This window comes from Rhodococcus chondri, assembly GCF_036327435.1.
Lineage (GTDB): Bacteria > Actinomycetota > Actinomycetes > Mycobacteriales > Mycobacteriaceae > Rhodococcus > Rhodococcus chondri.
The window spans coordinates 1-22,052 of sequence record NZ_JAUZMZ010000084.1 but is presented as its reverse complement, the minus strand read 5'-3'; the positions used below and the strand labels follow the sequence as shown (position 1 = coordinate 22,052).

Below are 22,052 nucleotides of genomic sequence, written 5' to 3'. Positions count from 1 at the left end.
AAAATACTGTTTACGTCTGATGAGAGTAGTATTCTCGGCGAGGAGAGGCTCCCGGTGGGGGTCCTGGAAGAGCTGATCGGTGAGCCCGGTCTCGACGACACGGCCCACGTTCATCACCAGGGTGCGATCGGTGAGCGCTTCGATGACCGCGAAGTCGTGGCTGACGACCACCGCGGCGGTGTCGCGCTCGGCAAGCAGGTTGCGCAGCAGGTCGAGCACGCCCGCGGCGACGGACGCGTCGAGACCGGTGGTGGGCTCGTCGAGGAGCAACACCCGCGGGTCGGTCGCGAGGGCCTTGGCGATCTGCACCCGCTGTCGCATGCCACCGGAGAAGGTGTGGACGGGATCGTCCATGCGGTCGAGGGGCACCTCGACCTTCTCGAGGAGGTACGCCGCCCGGTCGCGGATCTCGTAGTAGTTGCGCCACCCCGCCGCGGTGAGCCGCTCGGCGATGTTGCCGCCGGCCGAGACGGTCATGGTGAGCCCGTCGGCGGGGTTCTGGTGCACCAGTCCGAGGGTGTCGATGCGCAATGCGCGCCGCTCCGTGTCCGCCAGGGTGAACACGTCGGTGGTGCCGTCGCCGACGGTGGTGAGGAACATCGACCCGGCGGTGGCCTTTTCGTCACCGATGAGGCAGCGCAGCACGGTGGATTTGCCCGAGCCCGACTCGCCGATCAGGCCGAGCGCCTCGCCGGGAGCCACGTCGAAGGACACATCCCACGCCGCGACGACCGCGCCGGTGCGTGGGCTGATCGCCGTACCGGTGGCCGGGCCGGTGCCTGGCACCGCGTCGGCGCCACCGGGACCGTGCACCTTGCCGACGCCGCGGGCCGCGAGGGTCCAGCCGTCGGAGTGCGCGGGCACCGGCCGGTCGGCGAGGTCGTCGGGGTTGTGCCGGGTCACGGCGCGTGCCGCGCGCACCCGGCGTTGCGGGTCCGGCAGGTACTGCAGCGGAGCGTGCTCGGTGTGGTTTCCGGCGTCCACGTCACCGTCGACGACGCGGGTGCACCACTCGACATCGCTGCACATCATCCGCCCGGGCGACGCTTCGACGAGGAACGTGTCGGACGACGCGCACCGCACACAGCGCTGCCCGCCGGAGCCCTCCACCTCGAACGGCACATCGTCGAACGTCAGCGGCTGCACCGGAGTGTAGGGCGGCACCGCGAAGATGCGCTTCTCCCGTCCGGCGCCGAGCAGTGTCAGGAACGGTGAATTGTTCAGGCGCGGAACGTCCCACCGCGGTATCGGCGAGGTGATCATCACGTAGCGGCCGTCGACCAGGACCGGATAGCCGGTGGTCTTGGTGATCACACCGTTGCGCACCAGATCCTCGTACAGGCTGACCCACATCATCGAGTAGTCGGCCTCGGCGTGCATGCGGGCGCATTCGGTCACCGACTTCTGCACCGCACGTAGCGGTTCCGAGTTCGGCACCTGCAGCACCAGGATCTGGTCCTCGGCCATCGGCTCTTCCGGGATGCGGTGCCGGGACTGGATGATCGTGGCCTCGCGGGTGTCCTTGGTGCTCGCGCACTTCTCGCTGGACTCGATGAGGCGACGCAGGTTGGTGGCATTGACCCCGTCGTCGTCACCCTGGTCGATGACCTTGACGGTGTCGTCGCCGCCGACCAGCCCGAGCGTGACCTGCAGGCCACCCGAACCCCACCCGCGGGCGACGGGCATCTCCCGGGAGCCGAAGGGGGTCAGGTAACCGGGCACGCACACGGCGGTCAGGGTGGCGCGACGGATCTCGCGTTTGGATCCCTCGTCGAGGATGCCCCGCGCACGGGTCGCGGCGTCGATCGCGTCGAGCGTGTGGGTGAGCCGGGAACCGGCCGTGTCCGGCGCTGCGGCCCGGGATGTCAGCAGGTCGGTCATCAGCAGGTCCTTCCGAGAGGTTCGGTGTTCCGGTCCGGGATGTCGTCCGCGCCGGCCTGCACGGCCAGTTTGCGGTCGATCATCGAGCGGAACGTGACGTAGTGCGGCAGTTTGAGGTGCTCGAGGAAACCGCACGAGTCGAGGCCGTCGGTGGTGAGCAGCAGGGTCTGTTCGAGTCCGCCGCTGTCGCCGAAGCGCCGGCAGGCGATATCGAGGTTCGCCATGGCGATGGCCTTGCGTTCGTTGTGCCCGAAGCACAGGCCGTAGCCGACATCGAACCGGCCCCGGTCCTCGTCCGGGCCGTTGAGATCTTCGATGGCCTCGCACTCGGTGACGCGAATATTTCCGAGCGCGAACGGATTACCCGTGTGCGGGTGCCGTACCCGCACGGGGACTCGCCCGTGCCGTACCTCGCCGAGCGTGACCTCGTGGAGATTGCCCTCGGTGCCACGGATGGAGCGGTACCAGGTGCCGATCAGTGAACCGGTCTCCGCGCGGGCCATCGAGGCCAGCACCGCCGAGCGGGGCGCGGGCGGCGCCGCGGGATGCCGGGAGATATCGAACGGTTCCGGATCGGACCCGTCGGCCGGCCGGCTGTCGGCGAGAAGGTTCATCTCGCGCAGCATGTCCGAGAAGCGTTGCGGATGACGCTCGGTGTCGCGGCGTTCGGGTGCCGGCGTCTCGTCGATGATCGTGGGGGCGACCGGCTCGTCGTCGCGGACGAGCATGCGGCCCGTGTAGTCGCTGGTGCGGCCCAGCAGCTGCGGACCTTCCGGAGTGCGCCACGCGGGGACGATCCGGCGCAGCACCGTCATCTCGTCGGGGTCGACCGGTTCGCTGATCGCAAGCCGCGGCAGGGTCGACTGGTGGGCGCGGACGAGGTGGGTGGCCTCGATGACGTCCCCCTCCGCCTGGCGCAGCGCGTCGGCGGCGGTATCGGCGTCGTAGAGGGAACCTTCGCCCATGACGCGGTCGACGGCGAGTCGCATACGGCCGGTGATCTGGTCGGTGCTCATCCGCGGTGAACCGTCGCTCTCGCGGGCGGTGCGGACGAGGCTTTCGGCGGCGAGGATCGCGTCGAGGCCGCCGCGGGCTCCCGAATATCCCATGTCAGTTCTCCTGTCCGGTGCGGACGCGCGTGGTGCGGGGTACGCCGAGCATCGTGCCGTCGTCGGCGACGAGCAGCAGGTCGATGCCGGCGGGGAAGTCGGCGGTGGCCACGGCGCGTGCGTTCCAGAGCGCCTCGTCGAATCCCTGCGGCGAAATCGCTTCGGTTTCTGCGATTCCCGGACCGGTGAGGGTCACCGGTACGCCGCCGTCGAGCGACGGGATCGCACAGACGACAGTCGCGGCAGATTCCGGAGAGAGGGCGCAACCGCGGTCGGCTGTCGCGAGATCTTCTGCGGCGACCGGGCGGAGCACGGTGACGTACTTGGAGTGCGCGGCGGCGGCGACGGGCGCGCCGGTCGCCACGGCGAGCACCTCGCTCCAGTCGGTGTCGTCCGCCTCGAGCACGGTGACACCGGTTTCGAGGTCGGCCAATGCGAGCGCCGGCAACAGCGCGGGCGGGAATTCCGTATCGGGCAGCGTCCGCACCCGGCCGGGACGCGTGAAGGCGTCCAGCACGGATCGGTACACACGTTGTGCAACAACGGGATCGAGACCGACCCCCAGAACCGAATCGGTGGTGGTCATGTGAGCTCCTCGAATTGAACGATCGTCGGCGCTATCTGCGCCCATTCCTCGCGGTCGGCACGGCCCAGTTCGGCCTCGACCCGGGCACACAGATCGCGCACGTGGTCGGCCTGGGGGCGGCCGGCCGCCATCTCGGCGTCGCAGACTGCGGCAGCCAGGACAGCGGCGCGGTCGTCACCCATCCGCATCGCCCAACCGCGGGTGTCGCCGAGACGCACCTCCGCCTGGCAGGCCAGCACATTGCCGAGGTAGAAACGGACGTGACCGATCGGTTCGCGTACCTGTGTTGCCACACAACCAATTTCGGGTGCGCTGAGCACCGTGAGTTCGGCACCGTCGGACAGGCACCGGTCGGCGGCGGCAACGAGATCCTGTTCCGTTGCCGCGGCGAGCAATTCGGTGAGCCGCTCCCTGGTGTAGACATGTGAGGTCATGCGGATATGCCCTGCTTTCATCGGTGAAGTGCAATGTTCGGGGCGGGTTCGGTGTCGCCGATCTCCATGACCACTCGGATCACGTCGGCCCGCATCCACGCCGTGCTGTAGGTGACGGCCGTGCCGGTTGCGGCGTCGCGGTTGATGCTCTCCACAACCCACACGGGCGCAACATAGTTCATCTCGAGCGCCGCCTGGATTTCCTCCGACGGCAATTCCATCGCCGTGCGGCACCAGGACCGCACCACATCGACGCGGCCCATCTGCCGCAACAGTTCGTCGAGGGATTCCTCGATGCGCATCGCCGGACCGAGTTCGGTGAGCGCATCGCGCTTGACCCATTCCTCCCCCACCGCCGCCACGTGGTCGTCGACGAACCGCAACCGGCGCATGTGGTGGACCTCGGTGCCGGGTTCGACGCCGAGATAGTGCGCGCAGCGTTCCGGCACGGGTCGGAGTTGCGACGACAGCACCGTCGACCGTGGCACTGCACCGGCCGATTCGACCGTGCGGTGCCACGACGGTCGTCGCTCCCTGGAGATGACGTAGTCGATACGACGGTTGACGAATGTGCCGGAGCCTCGCACCCGACGCACGAGTCCGCGTCGCTCGAGTTCCTGCACCGCCGCGCGCGCCGAGGCCCGGCCCACGCCGAAGCGGTCCATCAGCTCGTGCTCACTGGCAAGTTTCGTCCCGGGTGCGAGCTCGGCAACCTCGTCGGCGAGCCGACCGGCGATCACTTGGTATCCGTTGCGCTCCGTCACGCCATTACTGTCGCGGGCGGAGTTGTACAGACAACTTCACCGCAGGTAATCGGAAGGGAAACGCAGCTGAACGAATCAGCGAGTTGTTCGTGTGTGCTACGACACTGTACGACTGCGTGTGCTGGACTGCTTCGTCAGTGCGTCACATATCTTTTCGGTATCAATCCTGGACCGTGCGTTCGACGTGTGTCTAAACTGCGTTTCGCCACGTCAACTGTGGCGTATCTCCCGAAAGTCCTCCCCGACACAGGAGATGCAGCGCAGGGCCCCGCCGGCTCCTCCCCTCGAAATCGCTGGCGGGGCTTTCCTGCCCGTCCTCCCGGCGGACAAGCATCTGCACCCATCCTGCCTCTACGTCAGACCCAGAGCGCTCGCCAGGAAAGCCACTACCCAGCTGAAGATTTCCACGCTCCCGATCGCGCTGGAGCCGCCGCTTTCGGTCACCTCCTGTGACGACTGCTCCGCGACAGCACTCGGAGCGGCGGCCAGGACCGCCGCAAATGCCATCACACAGACAGTCACCCCTCGCGTCGCGGCTGCCCTCATCGCGTTCCTCTCACGTATCGGCTTGCGCACTCGACCATAAATGCATCTGCCCACTTGTGTATCCCGAATCGGAGTCAACGTTCGTCGAACGCGCGCAACCGGCAGTGGTCACCGATGGGCGGGGCATAGACGACCGCTTCACATTCCCGGCACAGATGGGTGCGGTGCAGCGCACCGCAGTCGCACACCTGGGATCCCACGAGTGTCCGATCAGGTCCGAGCCGGTGACCGTTCGGACAGCGAGAAGGCGCCGGCTCGGCCCACCCGCCGGTTGTGCGATAGAGACCCATTGTTCGATCATACGTTCGATGCCTGTGTTAACGTAATTCCCGGCGGGCGGCGGAGGCGCAACACCTCGGGAAGCGTCGCCCGCCTCGGGGAATCAGCGCGCGGTCAACCCCTCGACGACCCCGGCGAGCACCCTGTTGAGGATCCCCGCGGATGTCGCGAAGTTGATCCGCAGGAAGTTGCCGGACCCACTACCGAAGCGAACCCCGCCGTCGACCAGCACGCGCCCGAGTTCACGCACCCGGCCGACCGGATCGTCGAGACCGAGCGGTTCCACGTTCACCCAGCCGAGGTACGTACCTTCCGGTGGGTGATGTCGCACCCGTGGTACCGCCTCGGCGAGCACATCGCGCACCCGCGCCCGGTTTCGCTCGAGTACCCGAATCAGGTCGTGCTGCCAGGCATCTCCGTGCTGCCATGCCGCGAGCGTGGCGACGACACTCGGAACCGATACCGCGCCGTACAGATCGAACGGCTCCGCATCACGGCGCTGCATCACTCCGTGATCCCCGTAATGAACTACCGCACAACGTAATCCTGCAAGGTTGAACGACTTGCTCGCAGAGGTGACCGTCACCGTCCGGGAGGCGACCTCGGGTCCGAGAGACGCAAACGGAATGTGCCGGTGGGGCTCGTAGATCAACTCGGCATGGATTTCGTCGCTGACCACCAGCATGTCGAATCGCACTGCGAGATCGGCGATCCGCTCGAGTTCGTCACGGGTGTGGACGCGACCTGTCGGATTGTGCGGGTTGACCAGCACCAGAACCCTCGGCCGGTGCCGGACCACGCGCTGCTCGAACCCTGCGAAATCGAGCACCCAACCGTCACCCGAGTCGACGAACGGAAAATCTATTTGCTGCAATCCCATTCGGCGAAGTGTTGCGAGAAACGGTGGATAGTTGGGCGTCTGGATCGCGACGGCGTCGCCGCGGCTCGTACTCAGGTGCAGGATGAGCTGCAACGCCTGGATGAGGTCGGTCTGCTCACGGACCGCAGCAGGATCGAGATCCCAGCCGTACCGGTAGTGCATCCGTCGCGCGAACTCCTCACGCAGCGGGGTCCCGCGGGCCCAGTACGGGTAACCGAGGTCGCTCCGGTCGATCAGTTCGTGGAGCGCGCGACGAATCTCGGGTGCAACCGGAAAGTCCATGTCCGCCACCCATGCCGGCAGTAGCCCGGACTCGGCAGCGTAGGCCCACTTGACGCCTGCTCGTGTCGACAGACCTTCGATGTCGAGGTCGTCGAACCCAGGGAATTCCACACCGCTCAAGCGGCCGACGCGGGACGACGACCCGTGACGAAGAAGATCAGCCGGTCGGCGACGTCGACCGCCTGATCGCCGAACCGCCCGTAGAACCTGGCGATCAGGGCAATGTCGATGGCAGTGGCGACATCGCCGCCCCGCGAGGGTTCCTCGACGGCCGACAGCACCCGGGAGTGGACGTCGTCGAGTTCGGCGTTGACGACGCGGATCTTCGCGATCGAGTCGACGTCGAGGTCCGTGAAGGCGTCGCTCAGTCGCCCGGCGATGACCGCGGACAGCTCCGCCATCTGTGTCAGCTCGTCGCGCAGCGCATCGTTGACGAGCCGGTCGGGGAACCTGCGGCGCGCCACGCGGGCAATGTGCTGGGTCAACTGCCCCATGCGTTCCAGATCGGTACTGATCCGCACGGCGGAGAAGACCAACCGCAGGTCGGCCGCCACCGGGTGCTGCAGTGCCAAAATTTTCACCGCTCGGTTGCTGCAATCGACCTGCAGGTCTTCGAGTTGTTCGTCGAGGTCGAGTGCGTACTGCGCGGCGTCGAGGTCTGTGTCGAACAGGGCCTTGGTTGCCAAGGCCAGTCCTTGACCCGACAATTCGGCGAGTTCACCGAGACGCCCCAGCAGTTCGTCCAGCTGCTGCGTGAACAACGCCCTCATGTGTTCCTCCTGTCCGGCGCAGTCGGCCTCGTCGTAGGTTGCGACGTCGCGACGGTACCTGTTCTGCCGTTGCGTTACATGTCGAAATACGAAGGGCTGCCTCAGTCGGCGAGGGCCTCCGCCAGAGGCTGTTCGTCCACAGCAGGTGCGGCGATGTCGTCCATCCGCGCGAGATGCGCCTTGATCCATTCGGTACTACCCGGCATCGCGGAAGAGGTCTGCGGTGTGCCGGTCATGCAAGTGGTCAATTCGATCGATCCCCGTTGTTCAGATGCCGGCATGCCCGGCAGGCGCAAATCACTCCCCACCCCATTGAGTGACTGCCATCACTATAACTCTCCGCGCGGATTCGTGTGGCCCCCGGGGTCTGTCGCACGGTCCGGATTCGGCGACCGCCCGGCCGGGTACGTCAGGAAATGCAGGTTACCTACCCAGGAGGATGACGTGACTACCCATCTGACGGCCGACGATCTGCGCGAGCTGCTCGGCTCCGAACTCACCGATCCCGCGCTAGTTCTCGACGAGGGCAGATTCCGGGTGGTGGGTGCCGACGAGGTCACCGACGGGAATCGGGCTTTCGTCGTGCTCACGCGCGTAGAGCTTCGTGAGCAGTTGCCACAGGACCGCGAGTACACCGACAGCGATCTCGAACTGAGGGCGAGCACCCTGGATTCCACGGTGGCCAACCTCGGCGGATGACCGGGCATCTGCCCGTCCGGCTCCCGTCCTTCGCCGCGGCGAGCCCCATGGCTCCACTGGATGCGCGCGATCGGCGTGCCCGAGATGACGAGCGGGGTCCACTACGTCCCGGACGCGTTTCTTCAGTGTGACGATGTCGGGAAATCCGCTGTCCTGCTTGCGATCCCATACCACCGTGTTGTGTGCCGTGACGCGGAAGACCCCACCGGTGCCGGGCACGAGCGCAACTTCGCCGATGTCGGTACCGAAAGTGTTGAGGAGTTCCTGCGCCATCCACCCGGCGCGCAGAAGCCACTGACACTGTGTGCAGTATTCGATGGCGATGCGCGGCTTGCTCTCGGTCATACCGGAAGAGCGTATCGACGGCGAAAGACGAAGCCCCACCGACCCGTGGTGGTGGGTCGGTGAGGCTCGTGCGCAGACCGGCGATGGGGGGTTACCGGCCCGCGCGGTCGTCCTCGCAGGGGGGACAGGAGGACGACACCGACGAGAGTCTATCGATCAAGATTGTTACTCGCGAGTATTACCCGAAACTATCGAATTGTGATTCCGTTCCAGCCGGTCCACCACCCGCTCCGGACACCGAATTGCATCTTCCAGCTGGCCTTTTGCTCGCTTCCGACGAAATTCGCGAGAAACACAGCGCGTTGTAACGCAGCGCTCACCTGTCGCGATCAACTACCACACGCCACACGTCAGGGAAGTGCATCATGAGAAAAATCCTTGTGTGGCTCGCGATGGCAACACTCATCGCGGGGCTCGGACTCATCAGCCCGAACGCGTCTGCCGCGACGCCCTACTGCGGCATCCACTGGGGCTCGACGGACAAGTCGAGCCCGGCGATGGTCACCTCGCCGATCACCTCCGTCCGCTCCGGGCAGCACCCGTGCTTCGACCGCATCGTCGTCGATCTCGCCGGCCCCGCAGCCGGCTATCTCGTCCGCTACGTCCCGGAAGTCACGCAGGACGGCTCCGGATTCCCCGTTCCGCTGCGCGGAGGGGCGTACTTGCAGATGATCGTCCGCGCCCCGGGATACGACCTGCCGCGCAGCAACGAACTCGTGAACGTCACCGGCTACCGCACGTTCCGTCAGGTGGCCTCGGCCGGCAGTTTCGAAGGACAGACCACCCTCGGTGTCGGAGTGCGCGCACGACTGCCGTTCCGGGTGTTCACACTCGACGGACCGGGCAACGGGTCGCGGGTGGTGCTCGACGTCGCCCACCTCTGGTAGGTGCCGTAGAGAACGGATACGAAAATTCGCGGGGTGCCGGCGCTGTCGCTCAGCTCGGGCGGGCGTCCGGATGCTCGTGAACGAAGTTCAGGTACGCCTTCGACGGTGTCGGCCCGCGCTGCCCCTGGTACTTCGATCCGACCTTCGCGCTGCCGTACGGATACTCGGCGGGGCTCGTCAGCCGGAACAAGCACAACTGACCGATCTTCATGCCCGGCCACAGCGTGATCGGCAGGTTGGCGACGTTCGACAGCTCGAGGGTGATGTGCCCGTCGAAACCCGGATCGATGAATCCCGCCGTCGAGTGGGTCAGCAGGCCCAGACGCCCGAGCGACGACTTTCCTTCGAGACGCCCCGCGAGGTCGTCGGGCAGCGAGCAACGTTCCATCGTCGAACCGAGCACGAACTCGCCGGGATGCAGCACGAACGACTCACCGGGTGGAACCTGCACCAGCGAGGTCAGCTCGTCCTGCTGCTTCGCGGGATCGATGTGCGTGTAGCGGGTGTTGTTGAACACACGAAACAAACTGTCCAACCGGACGTCCACGCTGGACGGCTGCACGAGGTCCGGGTCGAAGGGGTCGATGCCGAGATGCCCGGAGGCGATCTGGGCGCGGATATCGCGATCGGAGAGCAGCACGCGTAGAGGTTAACAACCTCGCAGCGGTCGATGCCCGGGCGTGTGTGCCACCGGTCAACTGTCGCGGGCTAACTGTCGCGGTCGCCACGCCGCAGCACCGCGGACATGGTGTAGACCAGTTCGGTGCATTCGTCGACGACATCCTCCTGACTCAACGGCACCGTGTCGTCGAGCCACGCGGTGAGCGCCTGCGCGAGTCCACCGACCACGTAGTGCGCCGCCAGATCCAGCCGAGGGCTGGGCGTGACGGCATAGATGTTCTCGGCCTGCGCCGTCACGAGACCGGCGAACATGCGCGTCGAGTCGAGGCGCCGCTTGGCGAGCTGGGCATTGGCCTGACTGACGGAGAACAACATGCGGCCCAGCCGCGGGTCGTCGGCGATCTCGCGCACGATGTTCTCCACGCACGCACGCACGATCGCCCGGTCGTCGTCGCGTGGAGCGCGGTCCACCGCTGCGAGGGTGCTTTCGGCGATGCGCTGCACGACGTGGTCGTAGACGGCGCCGGTCAGCGCGTCGCGGTCGGAGAAGTTCTCGTAGAAGTAGCGCGACGCGAGACCGGCGCGCTTACACACGCCACGCACCGACAGGATCGGATCTCCGTCGGCAGTGCCGAGAAGGTCGAGGCCGGCCTCGATCAACTGGGCCCGCCGATCGGCCTGTCGTTCCTCGCCCGCGCGTCCACCGTAGAGCCGTCCTGTCGCCATACTCTCCATCTTCTCAGTGATGCCTCTTTACGCCCGCAATTCATCTGACTACAGTCGTACTCAGTTAATGCGCGAAGAGGGGGAAGCAATGACCATAATCGACAAACCCACAGGTCTCGACGACACGATGGACGGACTGGGCCTCGCGGCAGGCGCCGCGAACATCATCATGCAGCTGTCGTGGCCGGGCGTCGGCTACGGAGTATTGGAAAGCCGCGTCGAATCCGGGCGACTGTTCGACCACCCCATCAAGCGGGCCCGCACCACCCTCACCTACCTCGCGGTCGCAGCCGTAGGCACCGACGAAGAGAAGAAACTCTTCCGCAACGGCGTCAACAAAGCACACGCGCAGGTGCGGTCCACCGACTCGAGCCCCGTGAAATACAACGCCTTCGACCCCGCACTCCAACTCTGGGTCGCGTCGTGCATCTACCGCGGATTCGAAGACGTCCACCGCGCGCTCTACGGCCCCATCCCCGATCACGCGATCGACTACTTCTACCAGCGGGGCTCCACCTTCGGGACCACCCTGCAGGTTCCGGAAGACATGTGGCCGGCCGACCGCGAAGCCTTCGAGGAGTACTGGAACGAAGGGCTCGAGAAGGTCCGGATCGACGAGCCGATCCGCGAGCACCTGCTCTCCATCGCGAAACTCGAGTTCCTGCCCAGGCCCGTGTCGCTGCTGTTCGGCCCGCTCAATCTGTTCTTCACCGCCGGGTTCCTGCCCCAACTGTTCCGCGACCAGATGCTGCTCAGCTGGACACCGAAAGACCAACGGCGATTCGAACGGCTCATGCGGACGATCGGAACTGTGAACAAGCGGATACCCGTCCCACTCCGCGAAGCACCGTACCGACTGCTGATGGCCGACCTGAGGTGGCGGATCCGCACCGGACGGTCACTCGTATAGGGACTTCGCAACCACCCGAGAGAGTCTGCTAAAGTTTGCTCCGAGCGAGGGCCGGAGCCGATGAAAATCGGCAAAAGCCCAGCGTGCCGATGTAGTTCAATGGTAGAACATCAGCTTCCCAAGCTGAATACGCGGGTTCGATTCCCGTCATCGGCTCCCACAAAAAACCCGCCCCCACCAGCATGGGAGCGGGTTTTCTGCTGTCACACCCGATGTGTCCCGGACCGGCGGTGTCACATGTGTGTCACTACCGCACCGAAAACGGTCGCAGCATCCCTCGAAGCGTCGTCCTGGGAGTGCGTCACCTGCATCGTGAAGACCGCATTCGAGTGCCCGAGGGACAATCGACTTCACTGTCATGGTTGCTGCTACGTCCGGCGACCTGTCGAGGAGGAGCGAAATGACCATCCGGCTCACGCCGCACGGGCAATCAGGGGCACTGCTTGCGATCTGCGGGTTCGACGGCAGTGGGAAATCGACGTTGGAGGAACGGCTGTCGGCCCACATCTCGCCGACGAGAGCGTGCACGCCGGCATGGGCACCGTCGGAGTGGTGGCGGCGGGACGCGCGCGCGCAGCGAAGTCTGTTCGGCACGGGCACCGGACGAGAGCTTCCCGAACAGGCACTGTTGCTGTTCAATCTCGCGGACTGCCACGCCCACCAAGCGGACACAATCCTTCCAGCGCTGAACCGCGGCGAGCTCGTAATTGCCAACCGCTACCTGTTCGACATGGTTGCGCTCTTCGAAGCCCGCGGTCGCACACAGGTTTCGTGGATACCCGAGGCCGTCGCCGATATCGTCGCGCCGGACCTCTGCTTCGTCCTCGACGGTCCCGCGGAGATGATCGTAGACCGGGTCGTCCGACGTGATGGTGAGATTCCCGGCAAGTTCGACCAGGACATCGCCTTCGTCGAGCGCTACAACTCGGCGCTCCGGCGAATGGCCGGTGAGAACGGACTCACCGTGCTGCGCGCCGACGCCGACCTGGACGAGAACGTGCAAACCTGCCTCGATGCTCTGCACGCCAAGGGATTTCTGGCAGAGCAGAACGATCGGTGACCGCCCGGCGTCGGCACACATGACATAGGTCCCCCGCCGACGGTCTCCCGTGCCCAGATCGCCCATCAGCCCGGCTCACACCGACTTCCATGGCGTCGATTCACCCGAGCGACACGTCGGACGCCTTGACTCAAATACGGATGGGGGTATATTCCCTTGTAACCCTAAATACCCCCCCAGGTATGGCGGAACGGTAGGACGACGAGAGGAGTTCGCCCATGAAGCTCATTCAGTACTACTTGGACTGCCTGTCACATGCGTCATATCTGGTCGGTGACGAGACGACCGGACGCGCGGTGGTCCTCGATCCACAGCGGGACGTGTCCGAATACCTCGCCGATGCAGAGAAGTTCGGATTCACCATCGAACTCGTACTCGAGACGCACTTTCACGCCGACTTCGTCTCGGGCCACCTCGAGCTGGCCGAGGCCACCGGCGCCGCAATCGTCTACTCCTCGGTTGCGGAACCCGAGTTCGAGTTCAAGGGCGTCTCTGACGGCGAGCGCTATTCGCTCGGCGAGGTGACGTTGGAGTTCCGCCACACCCCCGGCCACACCCCGGAGTCGCTGTCCATCGTGGTCTACGAACACGCAGACGCCTCACCGTACGGCGTCTTCACCGGCGACACCCTGTTCATCGGCGATGTGGGTCGGCCCGATCTGTTGGCATCGATCGGCTACGCCCGGGACGAGCTCGCATCCATGCTCTACGACTCGCTGCACGACAAGCTGATGACGCTGCCCGATCCGACACGCGTGTATCCGGCGCACGGAGCGGGATCGGCATGCGGCAAGAACCTGTCGACCGAACTGTCGTCGACGATCGGCGACCAGAAACTGGCGAATTACGCGCTGCACGCGCCGGACAAGGCGACTTTCATCGCGCTGGTCTCCGAAGGGCAACCCCCCGCTCCCGACTACTTCATCTACGACGCCGTCCTGAACCGCAAGGCACACGACCTGCTCGACGAGTCCGAAATGCCTACCGCGATGAGCTACGAAGAAGTACGCAGAGCACTGGACGAGGGTGCCGTGCTCATCGACGGCCGCAGCACGGACGAGTTCGCTCGTGGCCACTTCCGCGACGCGATCAACATCGGCCTCGACGGCCGATACGCCGAGTACACCGGCTCGGTGCTCTCCCCCGACACCGACATCGTGCTCCTCACCACACCCGGCCAGGACCTCGAGGGCAAGAACCGGCTGGCCCGCATCGGATTCGACCGGGTCACCGGCTATCTCGACCTCCCCTACGACAGCATGGTGGAGCATCCGGACGATGTCCGCGTCGCATCGCGATTGACGGCGACCACATTGCGCGAGCGCGCCGCCGAACTCGAAGGTCTCCAACTCGTCGACGTCCGCAACCCGGGTGAGACCGCGGACGGGGTCATCCCGGGCGCGATCGAAATCCCGCTGGCCCAGCTCGCCCGGAGGCTCGACGAACTGGACGCCGCGCGGCCGACGGTCGTGTACTGCGCGGGCGGTTACCGCTCGTCGATCGCCTCGAGCCTGTTGCGGCAAAGAGGCTTTGCTGACGTCAGCGACCTGATCGGCGGCTACGCCGCATGGGAACAAGTAGCTCCGGCTGCATGAACGCGAGGAGAGTTGTAATGGCTACCGGCAAACATAAAATCCTGATCCTGGGCGGCGGAACCGCCGGTATCACGGTCGCGGCGCGAATGCTACGCAAAGGCCACTCCGACGTCGCCGTCGTCGAGCCGTCCGACACGCACTACTACCAGGCGCTGTGGACACTGGTAGGCGGCGGGAAGGCGACTGCAGCGACCTCCGCACGCCCCGAGGCGTCAGTGATGCCCAAGGGCGCAACCTGGATCAAGAACGCCGCCGCGGAGATCGACCCGAAGAACAACACCGTTACCTGCGCCGACGGCGCGACCTACGAGTACGACGTACTGGTGGTGAGTCCCGGACTGCAACTCGACTGGAACCGCACCGAGGGCCTCGAAGACACCCTCGGGAAGAACGGGGTGTCTTCGAATTACAGGTTCGACCTCGCACCCCGCACCTGGGAGTTCATCCGGAACACCCGCTCCGGAACGGCGGTGTTCGCAATGCCGTCCGGTCCGATCAAATGCGCCGGCGCTCCCCAGAAGATCGCCTATCTGGCGGCCGATTACTGGCGGAGGGAAGGCGTACTGTCCGACATCGACGTGCACCTGATCCTGCCGACGCCGCGAACCTTCGGCATCCCCGCGATCGCCGACAGCCTCGACGCGGTCGTCGCCGACTACGGCATCCACCTGCACACCGCCTCCGAGGTGACCTCCGTCGATGCGGCGAGCCGCAAGGTGACGGTCGCCGGCGTCACCGAGGGTGGCACCGACACCACGCTGCCCTACGACGTCCTGCATGTCGCGCCGCACCAGTCGGCGCCGGACTGGATCAAAGCAAGCCCGTTGTCGACGGGCGACGCAAACGGATACGTCGACGTCGACGCCCACACACTGCAACACGTGCGGTATCCCAACGTTTTCGGACTCGGCGATGCCGGCTCTACACCGAACTCCAAGACCGGTGCCGCCATTCGCAAACAGGCCCCGGTCGTCGCCGCCAACATCGACGCGTTCCTGCACGGCCGACCATTGCCGGCGAGCTACGACGGCTACTCGTCGTGCCCGATCGTCACGTCGTCACGTGCGATGCTGCTCGCCGAGTTCGACTACTCGCTGCAGATGAAACCGACGTTCCCGATACTCGATCCCGCGGAGCCGCACCGGGCGTACTGGTACCTGAAGAAATACGGCCTGCCCTTCATGTATTGGAACCTGATGCTCAAGGGCATGGCCTGAGCGTTCCGCTCGTCCCTCCATCAGAAGTCCGGAATCGCTCCTCCACAACGCGATCCGCGTATACGCGGCCGGGGTAAGGGACACCGAATACGATCCGACCATGACAATCGGACACAGGTTCGTTTCAGCCGCAGTTGCGGGGCTCATGGGTGCGGCGGCGTTCGTTGCGACACCAAGTGTCGCCGGCGCCGCCGCTCCCTGCATGCTCGGATGGTCGAACGTCGGACCCCGCACGTGCGCCATGGCGGACGTCGGAATGGCTCCGGTGTTGACGCTGGGAAACGGCATCTGCGTAGGCGTGCTCGTCGCCGACGGGACCGCGTTCGACGGCCCCCTGTGGGAGTACTCCGCCTCGCCCGGCGCTGTCCATTCCGTCGAATTACTTATCTCACAAGGATTCTCACCTTTGGGTGAGTGGGCACCGACCATCCTGGCCTGCGACGTCACGGCAATCATCGATTGGCACAACTTCGACACCGGCAGAAGCGGTTCCGTGAGTCGGTACATACCCGCGAGCAACAACAGCACCCATCCGATGAACGTGCACCTGGGGACGGGCCCGGGACGGGTTCGCCTCACCATGCGGACCGACCGCCCGAGCATTCCGGTTTCGACCGGAGTGACCGTCCCCTGAACCTTCCTCCTTCACCGTCCGAGCACGGGTGCTGTCACGAGGCAATCAGGTCGTCGATCTGATTGATCGCCGACGAGGCACCCTCGACCACACCCATGTCGAGCACCTGCTGGAGCGCCTCGGCGGACTCGAAGGTGCTCACATACGTTGCGCGGGTGCCGCCGTCGCGTTCGGTGAAGGTGTACACGTTCTCCGAAACCGGCAGCTCCGGATTCGGATTGAAGTCCGGGTCGGCGAAACCGTCGGCGAAGGAAAAGCTCGAAGGTTCGTCGACGGCCGTGATCTGCCAGTATCCGGCGTACTTCTCACCGTCCGGACCGGTCATGAAGTAGGCCGTGCGACCGCCGGGAGTGAGGTCGTGGTCCACGACGGTCGCGGGGTAGGACGGCGGGCCCCAAACCTTCTCCAGTTGACGCGGGTCGGCGTAGACCTGCCAGATTCGCTCCACGGGTGCAGCGAAGTCGGCGGTGATGGTCAGTGTCAGGTTGTCGAGGTCCTGCCGGACGTCGATTACAGGCATGGCTCAGCTCTCCTCGGTCGAGTCGGATGCGATGAGTTCGTCGATGCGCGCGATGCGACCGCGCCAAATCTGTTCCAGCTCGGTGAGCATGGACGCCACCGATCGCACCGCCGCCACGTCGCCACTGGCCAACTGCTCCCGACCGTTGCGCCGCTTGGTGAGCAGGCCGGCCTTCTCCAGCACGGCAACGTGCTTCTGAACCGCAGCGAAGCTCATCTCATACCTCGCCGCGAGTGCGGAGACGGAGCGCTCCCCGGCCAGCACCCGCCGCATGATGTCGCGGCGGGTCCGGTCTGCAAGCGCTTGGAACAGGGCGTCGGTCCGGTCCTCGTCGTCTCCGTGCACAGCATTAATATACAACCAAATGGTTGTACGTTGTCAAGACCTCGAACGACTCCCTCGAGATCGAGCAGGTGGCGGTGGCTACCCTCAGTGGTCGGCGATCGACTGCAGCGCCCTGCCGACGGACGTCGCGATCCGCGATGCGGACGTGAGATGACCTGCGTCGCATTCGATGCCGACCGACAGCCGCCCGGCGTACGACGCGGCGGTGAAGCCGACGCGCAGGTTTCCGGCGAGCGGACCGAGCGCCCACATCTCGGTCAGCGGTGCGCCGTCGAGCGCCAGAACATGTCGCGGGCCACGCACGTTCGATGCGACCGTCGCGATGACGCGCTGGTGACGAGTGAACAAATTGAACAAGCGAGTGAACCGCGGCGACCCGACCGAGCTGCCGGCGGCCCGAGCGAGCGGCTTCGCCTCCGACGTTCGCTGCGCAATGATTCCCAGCGCCCCTTCGCATTCCGCGAGGGGGACGGTGACGAGCATGACTCCGACCGCGTTGTGCGTCCCGTCCCGAGAGGCGATGCGCACCGGCACCGAAACCGTGATCCCGTCCGGTATCGACTCGCCTGCGTCCGTGAGCACCGTACGAAGCCCCTGGCCGACCGCGAAGAGGTATGCATCGTTGACGGTGGCTCCGCGGGCGCGCGCGCCCGCGTCCAACCGGGCGAGGTCCACACTGGTCGCACCCACGTCGCGAGCAGCACTCACCGGCCCGAGCAGTACCCGCGAGCGAACGGGACGCCGAAGAAACATACGCAGGCCGTGGCGCAGACGTGCTCCGAACGAGGGACCGTCCCGCGCCGCCGTCACCCGAGGCGCTCCGGCCTCGGGTGGTTCGGCGGTGTCGGGACTCTCGACGGGATCGAAGAGCCGTTCGAGCAGGGCGCTCGCCCGCGCACCGTCGACCACCGCGTGATGCAATCGCACCACGATTCCACAGCGCCCCGGACGGGCTCCGGGGACAAGGGCGATGTGCCACAGTGGCCGATCCGGTGGGAGCGCCTCCATAACCTTGCGCCCGCACAGTGTTTCGAAGCCGTCATCGCCGGACACGGATTCGACGGTGATGTGCGCCGACATCACGACCGGCACGTGGACCCACCACCAACGGCCGTCTCGGCGTTCCGGCCGCTGCTGCAGTTCCGCCTCCCGCGCCACACGTGGTTCCAGAAAATCCCTGATCCGCTCCACGTCCGGACGGCCGTCCACGTCGACGAAACCGCCGGGAGACAACATCGCGGCAATGGTCACCACGTAGGGCTGGCCGGTGATGTTGATCCCGAGAATCGCGGTGTCTTCCGCTGAAATCGGAACGTCGGACGGAATTGTCATCGCGGTGGCTACGAAGAGACCATGGATGTCGCCCATCGGTAGTCGGCTTTGCCGGCGGGAGTGCGCTTGACTTCGTCGACGAGGACGATCGCACGTGGAATCTTGTACCCTGCCAGCGATTTACGGCAGTGCTCCTGAACAGCGTCCAGGGTCAACTCGTCGGAGTCGGGATAGGTCGCGATCACGGCGGCGACGAGCTGCCCCAAGCGCTCGTCGGGCATCGGCACGACCAGCGCGTCGACGATCGACGGATGCCCGTGCAGCGTGGCCTCGACTTCTTCGGCGAAGACTTTCTCGCCGCCGGTGTTGATGCACTGCGAGCCGCGTCCGAGGAACACGATGGTGCCGTCGGATTCCACCGTGCCCATGTCGCCGAGCACCGCCAGGCGGGTACCGTCGGCGCGGGTCGGGAACGTCCTGGCGGTCTTTTCCTCGTCCTTGTAGTAGCCGAGGGGCACGTTGCCGATCCGGGCGATGTAGCCGACGTCGTCGGACCCCGGCGGAATCTCCTCGAGCCTCTCGTCGACCAGAATCATGTTGGGCGACGGTGCCATACGCAGCGTTCCACTTTCGTCGATCGTGAGCGCGCCGTCGTTGCCCGATTCCGAAGCCCCGAAATTGTCGCGCAGGAGCAGCTCCGGCTTCACCGCGAGCATGCGGTCGCGCACACTCGTGGACCAGATCGCGCCGCCCGAGGTGATCGAGAAGAGCGAGCTGTAATCGACTTCGCCCTGCCGCCGCTCCATCTCGTCGACCAGCGGTAGACCCATGGCGTCGCCGACGATCAGGATGACCTGCAGCCTGTCTTTTTCGATGGCTTCGACGACCTGCTTGGGGTCGAAGTCCCGCTTGAGGACGACACGAGCACCGAGGATGAGGAACGTGAACAGCGAGTACAGCGCCGCGCCGTGCATGAGCGGTGCTGCAATGAGGAATGCCAGCTCGGGGAATTCCTTGGCCGCAGAAGCAATCTCGGCGAGATCTCGCCGCGGTTCGTCGCCGTACGGGTTGCCACCGGAGAGAGGCTTGCGGAAGAAGTCGTCGTGCCGCCACATCACACCCTTCGGGTATCCGGTGGTTCCGCCGGTGTAGAGCAGATACAGATCGTCGCCGGAGCGGGCGGGAAAGTCCGCCGCCGGTGACAGATCGCGCGCGTCCGAAAAGGGAACCACGGCCACGGAACGACGCTCGGCGGCACCACGGAGTTCGTCCGTCGTCTCCCCCACCACGAACACCGTCCGGATCTTCGGACACGCGTCGAGAAGCGACGCGAGCAGACGCTGGTGTTCGGGAAGCTCGACGGCCACGGCCACCGAGTCGGAGTTCGTGAAGATGTACTCGAGCTCGGACTGCGTGTACCGGTAGTTGATGTTGATAGGTACAGCGCGAATCTTGATCAGGCCGAGGATGCTGGTCACGTGCTCGACGCTGTTCTTCAGAAACAGGGCCACATGATCCCCGTGCGAGATCCCCGCCTCGGCGAACAGGTGTGCAGTTCGGTTGGCCTCGGCCTCCAGCTCGCCATAGGTGAGATTTTGGTCTTCGTATGTCAGCGCGACTCGATCCGGGACCGCCGCTGTGACCGATTCGATGACGTCCGCGAGGTTGAACTGCATCGCCGTTCCTTCCCTACAGGTCCTACAGGCCGCGATGTCGACCCGATGACTGGAACTTATGACACGTTGCCCACAAAATCTAGAACGCGTTTCATATCCATCGTGGGAAATCGGGTCGATCGGCTCTGTGTCCGCCGCGCTCGACTCGAATCGGACGCGTCTCCGGTGCGGGGGTCAGCAGGCGACGCAGGGTCGCCGGGGTGAAGCCCAGGTGTCGACGCATGGTCCGGGTCAGATGGGCCTGATCGGCGTAACCGAGGTCAGCGGCAAGAAGGCCGAGGTTGCGCTCCCCCTCCTCCAAACGGTCGAGGGCGCGCCCGATACGGACACGCTGACGATAGTGGGTCACGGAGACGCCGAGCGCCCGCGAGAATGCCCGGCTCAAACGGTAGGGAGAAACGTCGAGGAGTTCGGCGAGCGAGAAAAGAGTGTCCGAGGTGGGGTCCCCGTCTGCGATCGCGTGCCGGGCCGTCGCTACCAAGCTCCGAGTGCGCTCGTTCGACGCATCGGCGAGCGGGGTCGGTCCGGACATCGCCCGATCGATCGCGGCCGCGAGCAGGGCCGACAATTCCTCGGCGACCGCAAAGTCCACGTCGCCGGACCGTGCCGCAGCAAGGAGCCGGCGATGCGCCAGGTCGAGCCGAGGGTCGACGTAGAAGGCCTGTGCCGTCGGGCCCGCTCCATCGCCCGCCAGAGAGCGCCACAACTCCGGGGCCACACCGATCGCGGTGCAGACGTCGCCGCCCATCGGATGCGCAAAGCTCTCCTCTTCGCCCGGTGTCCCCAGATAGGCGACGGCCGGATCGATGTCCGTGGGTACGCCGGCAACGCGACGCCGGAATCTCCCCCGACGCACGAGCACCACACGGTACTCGTAGCACACCTCCGGCACGGACCACTGTGTGTGATCGTCGCAGCAGGTCACCGCCTCGACATCGAAGCCGGGTCGGGTTGCGACGGGCACAACGGTGAGCACACATCGACGTTATGCCGAAGGTCCGACAGTCCTGCAAGGAAGTACAAGACCTGCCCGGCTGCCGGAGTCACGCTGAACAGGCAGCCGAACATCGCACAGCGAGGAGATCGTCATGGCATCCATCCACCGCGAAATCCTGATCGACAGCACACCGGAGCTCGTCTGGGCGGCGCTCCGCGACGTCGGCGAGGTACACAACCGCCTCGCGCCGGGGTTCGTCACCGACACCCGCGTCCAGGACGACATCAGAACCGTGACCTTCGCAGACGGCACCGTGGCCGACGAGCTCATCGTCGACCTCGACGACCGCACCCACCGCATTGCCTACGCCGTGGTCGGCGGTTCGTTCGCGCTTCGGCACCATCACGCGTCGATGCAGGTTTTCCCCGACACCGACGGTCGCAGTCGCTTCGTCTGGATCACCGACGTGACGCCCGACAGCTTCGCGGCGCCTGTCGCCGACATGGTCGACCAGGGATTGCGCGTCATCCGGCAGACGCTCGAACGCCGACCCACCTCGGCGCCTCGACGGCAGCCTCAGCGTACGAGCGACTCTTCGTCATGATCGAGCGAGAACTCGACGCTGCCTACCCCGTGCCCGGACCTGGACCGTCGGTGCTCGTACTCAGCAATCAGGCCGGTCGCCCGATGGTCAATGTGGGCAGCGGTTTCACGCTCGACCTGCTCACCCGGGCCGGTGGTCGAAACGCTGCCGACGTCGCCGGACCGACCCTGAATCATCCGGAGCAGTGGAGTGCACACCCTGGGCATGGTCGCCTCCGTGTGCTCCCTATTCGTGGGGTGGTTCGCCGGTGACGACGTGGTCGGCGTGATTGAGACCTTCGCGGACCAGTCGCGCGAGGTGCCCGCCGCGTAGCCGGTAGATCACCCGCCGACCTTCCTTACGAGTCTCGACCAGCCCGGTGAAACGCAGCTTGGCGAGGTGCTGGCTGACTGCGGTGCGCGACGCTCCGCACGCTTCGCTCAGTGCGGTGACGTCGGCGACGCCGAGGCTGAGCAGCCACAGCAGGAGCAGCC

25 protein-coding genes, 1 tRNA gene and 1 pseudogene are annotated in these 22,052 nt (G+C 65.6%); 9 read left to right on the top strand and 18 right to left on the bottom strand.

Annotated features, from left to right (window positions below; translation table 11 throughout):
- From Q8814_RS15385 to Q8814_RS15345, 9 genes are all read right to left on the bottom strand, one after another.
- Positions 1–1,881: alpha-D-ribose 1-methylphosphonate 5-phosphate C-P-lyase PhnJ (locus Q8814_RS15385; protein ID WP_330152885.1), on the bottom strand; the 1,881-nt coding region annotated here is incomplete at its 3' end.
- On the bottom strand, positions 1,881–2,990 hold the full coding sequence (locus Q8814_RS15380; protein ID WP_330152884.1) for a carbon-phosphorus lyase complex subunit PhnI: 1,110 nt from the start codon (positions 2,988–2,990) through the stop codon (positions 1,881–1,883). The genes Q8814_RS15385 and Q8814_RS15380, both read right to left, overlap by 1 nt.
- 1 nt (position 2,991) lies before the next feature.
- Positions 2,992–3,576, bottom strand: a complete 585-nt coding sequence (phnH, locus tag Q8814_RS15375; RefSeq protein ID WP_330152883.1) for a phosphonate C-P lyase system protein PhnH — start codon at positions 3,574–3,576, stop codon at positions 2,992–2,994.
- Positions 3,573–4,010 (bottom strand): phosphonate C-P lyase system protein PhnG, encoded by a 438-nt coding sequence (locus Q8814_RS15370; protein WP_330152882.1) that lies wholly within the window; start codon positions 4,008–4,010, stop codon positions 3,573–3,575. Before Q8814_RS15370 ends, phnH begins: the two co-directional genes overlap by 4 nt.
- Before the next feature lie 17 nt (positions 4,011–4,027).
- Positions 4,028–4,774, bottom strand: coding sequence for a GntR family transcriptional regulator (locus tag Q8814_RS15365; protein WP_330152881.1), 747 nt, complete (start codon positions 4,772–4,774; stop codon positions 4,028–4,030).
- A gap of 351 nt (positions 4,775–5,125) precedes the next feature.
- Complete coding sequence (locus Q8814_RS15360) at positions 5,126–5,281, bottom strand: hypothetical protein (protein ID WP_330152880.1); 156 nt, start codon at positions 5,279–5,281, stop codon at positions 5,126–5,128.
- A gap of 421 nt (positions 5,282–5,702) precedes the next feature.
- Positions 5,703–6,881 carry a MalY/PatB family protein gene (locus tag Q8814_RS15355; RefSeq protein ID WP_330152879.1) on the bottom strand — a complete coding sequence of 393 codons (1,179 nt, stop codon included), beginning with the start codon at positions 6,879–6,881 and terminating at the stop codon, positions 5,703–5,705.
- Positions 6,878–7,531, bottom strand: a complete 654-nt coding sequence (gene phoU, locus Q8814_RS15350; protein WP_330152878.1) for a phosphate signaling complex protein PhoU — start codon at positions 7,529–7,531, stop codon at positions 6,878–6,880. The genes Q8814_RS15355 and phoU overlap by 4 nt, the downstream gene beginning before the upstream one ends.
- 101 nt (positions 7,532–7,632) lie before the next feature.
- Complete coding sequence (locus Q8814_RS15345) at positions 7,633–7,767, bottom strand: hypothetical protein (protein WP_330152887.1); 135 nt, start codon at positions 7,765–7,767, stop codon at positions 7,633–7,635.
- A gap of 208 nt (positions 7,768–7,975) precedes the next feature.
- On the opposite strand from Q8814_RS15345, the gene Q8814_RS15340 reads away from it, so the two are divergent.
- The gene (locus Q8814_RS15340; RefSeq protein WP_330152886.1) at positions 7,976–8,230 is read left to right on the top strand and encodes a hypothetical protein; all 255 of its coding nucleotides are present in this window, start codon (positions 7,976–7,978) and stop codon (positions 8,228–8,230) included.
- Positions 8,231–8,287: 57 nt separating this feature from the next.
- Here the strand turns inward: Q8814_RS15340 and Q8814_RS15335 are convergent.
- Positions 8,288–8,575 (bottom strand): annotated as a pseudogene (locus Q8814_RS15335) (SelT/SelW/SelH family protein); the annotation flags it as partial.
- Between the two features lie 365 nt (positions 8,576–8,940).
- Here Q8814_RS15335 and Q8814_RS15330 point away from each other — a divergent pair.
- Positions 8,941–9,462, top strand: coding sequence for an AMIN-like domain-containing (lipo)protein (locus Q8814_RS15330; RefSeq protein ID WP_330152877.1), 522 nt, complete (start codon positions 8,941–8,943; stop codon positions 9,460–9,462).
- A 49-nt stretch (positions 9,463–9,511) separates the two neighbouring features.
- On the opposite strand, the gene dcd is transcribed toward Q8814_RS15330, so the two are convergent.
- Positions 9,512–10,102: a dCTP deaminase gene (gene dcd, locus Q8814_RS15325; RefSeq protein ID WP_330152876.1), complete on the bottom strand. Its 591-nt coding sequence runs from the start codon at positions 10,100–10,102 to the stop codon at positions 9,512–9,514.
- Positions 10,103–10,170: 68 nt separating this feature from the next.
- Positions 10,171–10,809: a TetR/AcrR family transcriptional regulator gene (locus tag Q8814_RS15320; protein WP_330152875.1), complete on the bottom strand. Its 639-nt coding sequence runs from the start codon at positions 10,807–10,809 to the stop codon at positions 10,171–10,173.
- 88 nt (positions 10,810–10,897) lie between these two features.
- Between Q8814_RS15320 and Q8814_RS15315 the strand changes: the two genes are divergently transcribed.
- From Q8814_RS15315 to Q8814_RS15290, 6 genes are all read left to right on the top strand, one after another.
- The gene (locus Q8814_RS15315) at positions 10,898–11,719 is read left to right on the top strand and encodes an oxygenase MpaB family protein (RefSeq protein ID WP_330152874.1); all 822 of its coding nucleotides are present in this window, start codon (positions 10,898–10,900) and stop codon (positions 11,717–11,719) included.
- Between the two features lie 85 nt (positions 11,720–11,804).
- Positions 11,805–11,875, top strand: a tRNA-Gly gene (locus Q8814_RS15310).
- Positions 11,876–12,119: 244 nt separating this feature from the next.
- Positions 12,120–12,779: a dTMP kinase gene (locus tag Q8814_RS15305; RefSeq protein ID WP_330152873.1), complete on the top strand. Its 660-nt coding sequence runs from the start codon at positions 12,120–12,122 to the stop codon at positions 12,777–12,779.
- A gap of 218 nt (positions 12,780–12,997) precedes the next feature.
- Positions 12,998–14,374: an MBL fold metallo-hydrolase gene (locus Q8814_RS15300; RefSeq protein ID WP_330152872.1), complete on the top strand. Its 1,377-nt coding sequence runs from the start codon at positions 12,998–13,000 to the stop codon at positions 14,372–14,374.
- Positions 14,375–14,391: 17 nt separating this feature from the next.
- Positions 14,392–15,591: an NAD(P)/FAD-dependent oxidoreductase gene (locus Q8814_RS15295; RefSeq protein ID WP_330152871.1), complete on the top strand. Its 1,200-nt coding sequence runs from the start codon at positions 14,392–14,394 to the stop codon at positions 15,589–15,591.
- 100 nt (positions 15,592–15,691) lie between these two features.
- Positions 15,692–16,225 carry a hypothetical protein gene (locus tag Q8814_RS15290; RefSeq protein ID WP_330152870.1) on the top strand — a complete coding sequence of 178 codons (534 nt, stop codon included), beginning with the start codon at positions 15,692–15,694 and terminating at the stop codon, positions 16,223–16,225.
- A gap of 34 nt (positions 16,226–16,259) precedes the next feature.
- Here the strand turns inward: Q8814_RS15290 and Q8814_RS15285 are convergent, their stop codons facing one another.
- The 5 genes from Q8814_RS15285 to Q8814_RS15265 form a co-directional block, all read right to left on the bottom strand.
- Positions 16,260–16,745: an SRPBCC family protein gene (locus Q8814_RS15285; protein WP_330152869.1), complete on the bottom strand. Its 486-nt coding sequence runs from the start codon at positions 16,743–16,745 to the stop codon at positions 16,260–16,262.
- A gap of 3 nt (positions 16,746–16,748) precedes the next feature.
- Positions 16,749–17,090: an ArsR/SmtB family transcription factor gene (locus Q8814_RS15280; RefSeq protein WP_330152868.1), complete on the bottom strand. Its 342-nt coding sequence runs from the start codon at positions 17,088–17,090 to the stop codon at positions 16,749–16,751.
- Between the two features lie 84 nt (positions 17,091–17,174).
- On the bottom strand, positions 17,175–18,458 hold the full coding sequence (locus Q8814_RS15275) for a wax ester/triacylglycerol synthase domain-containing protein (RefSeq protein WP_330152867.1): 1,284 nt from the start codon (positions 18,456–18,458) through the stop codon (positions 17,175–17,177).
- A complete protein-coding gene (locus Q8814_RS15270) occupies positions 18,431–20,038 on the bottom strand; it encodes an AMP-binding protein (protein ID WP_330152866.1) in 1,608 nt (535 codons plus the stop codon). Before Q8814_RS15270 ends, Q8814_RS15275 begins: the two co-directional genes overlap by 28 nt.
- 91 nt (positions 20,039–20,129) lie before the next feature.
- The gene (locus Q8814_RS15265; RefSeq protein ID WP_330152865.1) at positions 20,130–21,014 is read right to left on the bottom strand and encodes a helix-turn-helix domain-containing protein; all 885 of its coding nucleotides are present in this window, start codon (positions 21,012–21,014) and stop codon (positions 20,130–20,132) included.
- Between the two features lie 112 nt (positions 21,015–21,126).
- Here Q8814_RS15265 and Q8814_RS15260 point away from each other — a divergent pair, with 112 nt between their 5' ends.
- Positions 21,127–21,579: an SRPBCC family protein gene (locus Q8814_RS15260; protein WP_330152864.1), complete on the top strand. Its 453-nt coding sequence runs from the start codon at positions 21,127–21,129 to the stop codon at positions 21,577–21,579.
- Between the two features lie 225 nt (positions 21,580–21,804).
- Here Q8814_RS15260 and Q8814_RS15255 read toward each other — a convergent pair.
- Positions 21,805–22,052: ArsR/SmtB family transcription factor (locus tag Q8814_RS15255; protein WP_330152863.1), on the bottom strand; the 248-nt coding region annotated here is incomplete at its 5' end.

Excerpts from the sequence above, each read along its gene's own strand:
- Q8814_RS15380 (WP_330152884.1), bottom strand. The coding sequence starts at position 2,990 with ATGGGATATTCGGGAGCCCGCGGCGGCCTCGACGCGATCCTCGCCGCC.
- phnH (WP_330152883.1), bottom strand. The coding sequence starts at position 3,576 with ATGACCACCACCGATTCGGTTCTGGGGGTCGGTCTCGATCCCGTTGTT.
- Q8814_RS15370 (WP_330152882.1), bottom strand. The coding sequence starts at position 4,010 with ATGACCTCACATGTCTACACCAGGGAGCGGCTCACCGAATTGCTCGCC.
- Q8814_RS15360 (WP_330152880.1), bottom strand. The coding sequence starts at position 5,281 with ATGGCATTTGCGGCGGTCCTGGCCGCCGCTCCGAGTGCTGTCGCGGAG.
- phoU (WP_330152878.1), bottom strand. The coding sequence starts at position 7,531 with ATGAGGGCGTTGTTCACGCAGCAGCTGGACGAACTGCTGGGGCGTCTC.
- Q8814_RS15345 (WP_330152887.1), bottom strand. The coding sequence starts at position 7,767 with ATGACCGGCACACCGCAGACCTCTTCCGCGATGCCGGGTAGTACCGAA.
- Q8814_RS15330 (WP_330152877.1), top strand. The coding sequence starts at position 8,941 with ATGAGAAAAATCCTTGTGTGGCTCGCGATGGCAACACTCATCGCGGGG.
- Q8814_RS15320 (WP_330152875.1), bottom strand. The coding sequence starts at position 10,809 with ATGGCGACAGGACGGCTCTACGGTGGACGCGCGGGCGAGGAACGACAG.
- Q8814_RS15315 (WP_330152874.1), top strand. The coding sequence starts at position 10,898 with ATGACCATAATCGACAAACCCACAGGTCTCGACGACACGATGGACGGA.
- Q8814_RS15305 (WP_330152873.1), top strand. The coding sequence starts at position 12,120 with ATGACCATCCGGCTCACGCCGCACGGGCAATCAGGGGCACTGCTTGCG.
- Q8814_RS15300 (WP_330152872.1), top strand. The coding sequence starts at position 12,998 with ATGAAGCTCATTCAGTACTACTTGGACTGCCTGTCACATGCGTCATAT.
- Q8814_RS15295 (WP_330152871.1), top strand. The coding sequence starts at position 14,392 with ATGGCTACCGGCAAACATAAAATCCTGATCCTGGGCGGCGGAACCGCC.
- Q8814_RS15290 (WP_330152870.1), top strand. The coding sequence starts at position 15,692 with ATGACAATCGGACACAGGTTCGTTTCAGCCGCAGTTGCGGGGCTCATG.
- Q8814_RS15285 (WP_330152869.1), bottom strand. The coding sequence starts at position 16,745 with ATGCCTGTAATCGACGTCCGGCAGGACCTCGACAACCTGACACTGACC.
- Q8814_RS15275 (WP_330152867.1), bottom strand. The coding sequence starts at position 18,458 with ATGGGCGACATCCATGGTCTCTTCGTAGCCACCGCGATGACAATTCCG.
- Q8814_RS15270 (WP_330152866.1), bottom strand. The coding sequence starts at position 20,038 with ATGCAGTTCAACCTCGCGGACGTCATCGAATCGGTCACAGCGGCGGTC.
- Q8814_RS15260 (WP_330152864.1), top strand. The coding sequence starts at position 21,127 with ATGGCATCCATCCACCGCGAAATCCTGATCGACAGCACACCGGAGCTC.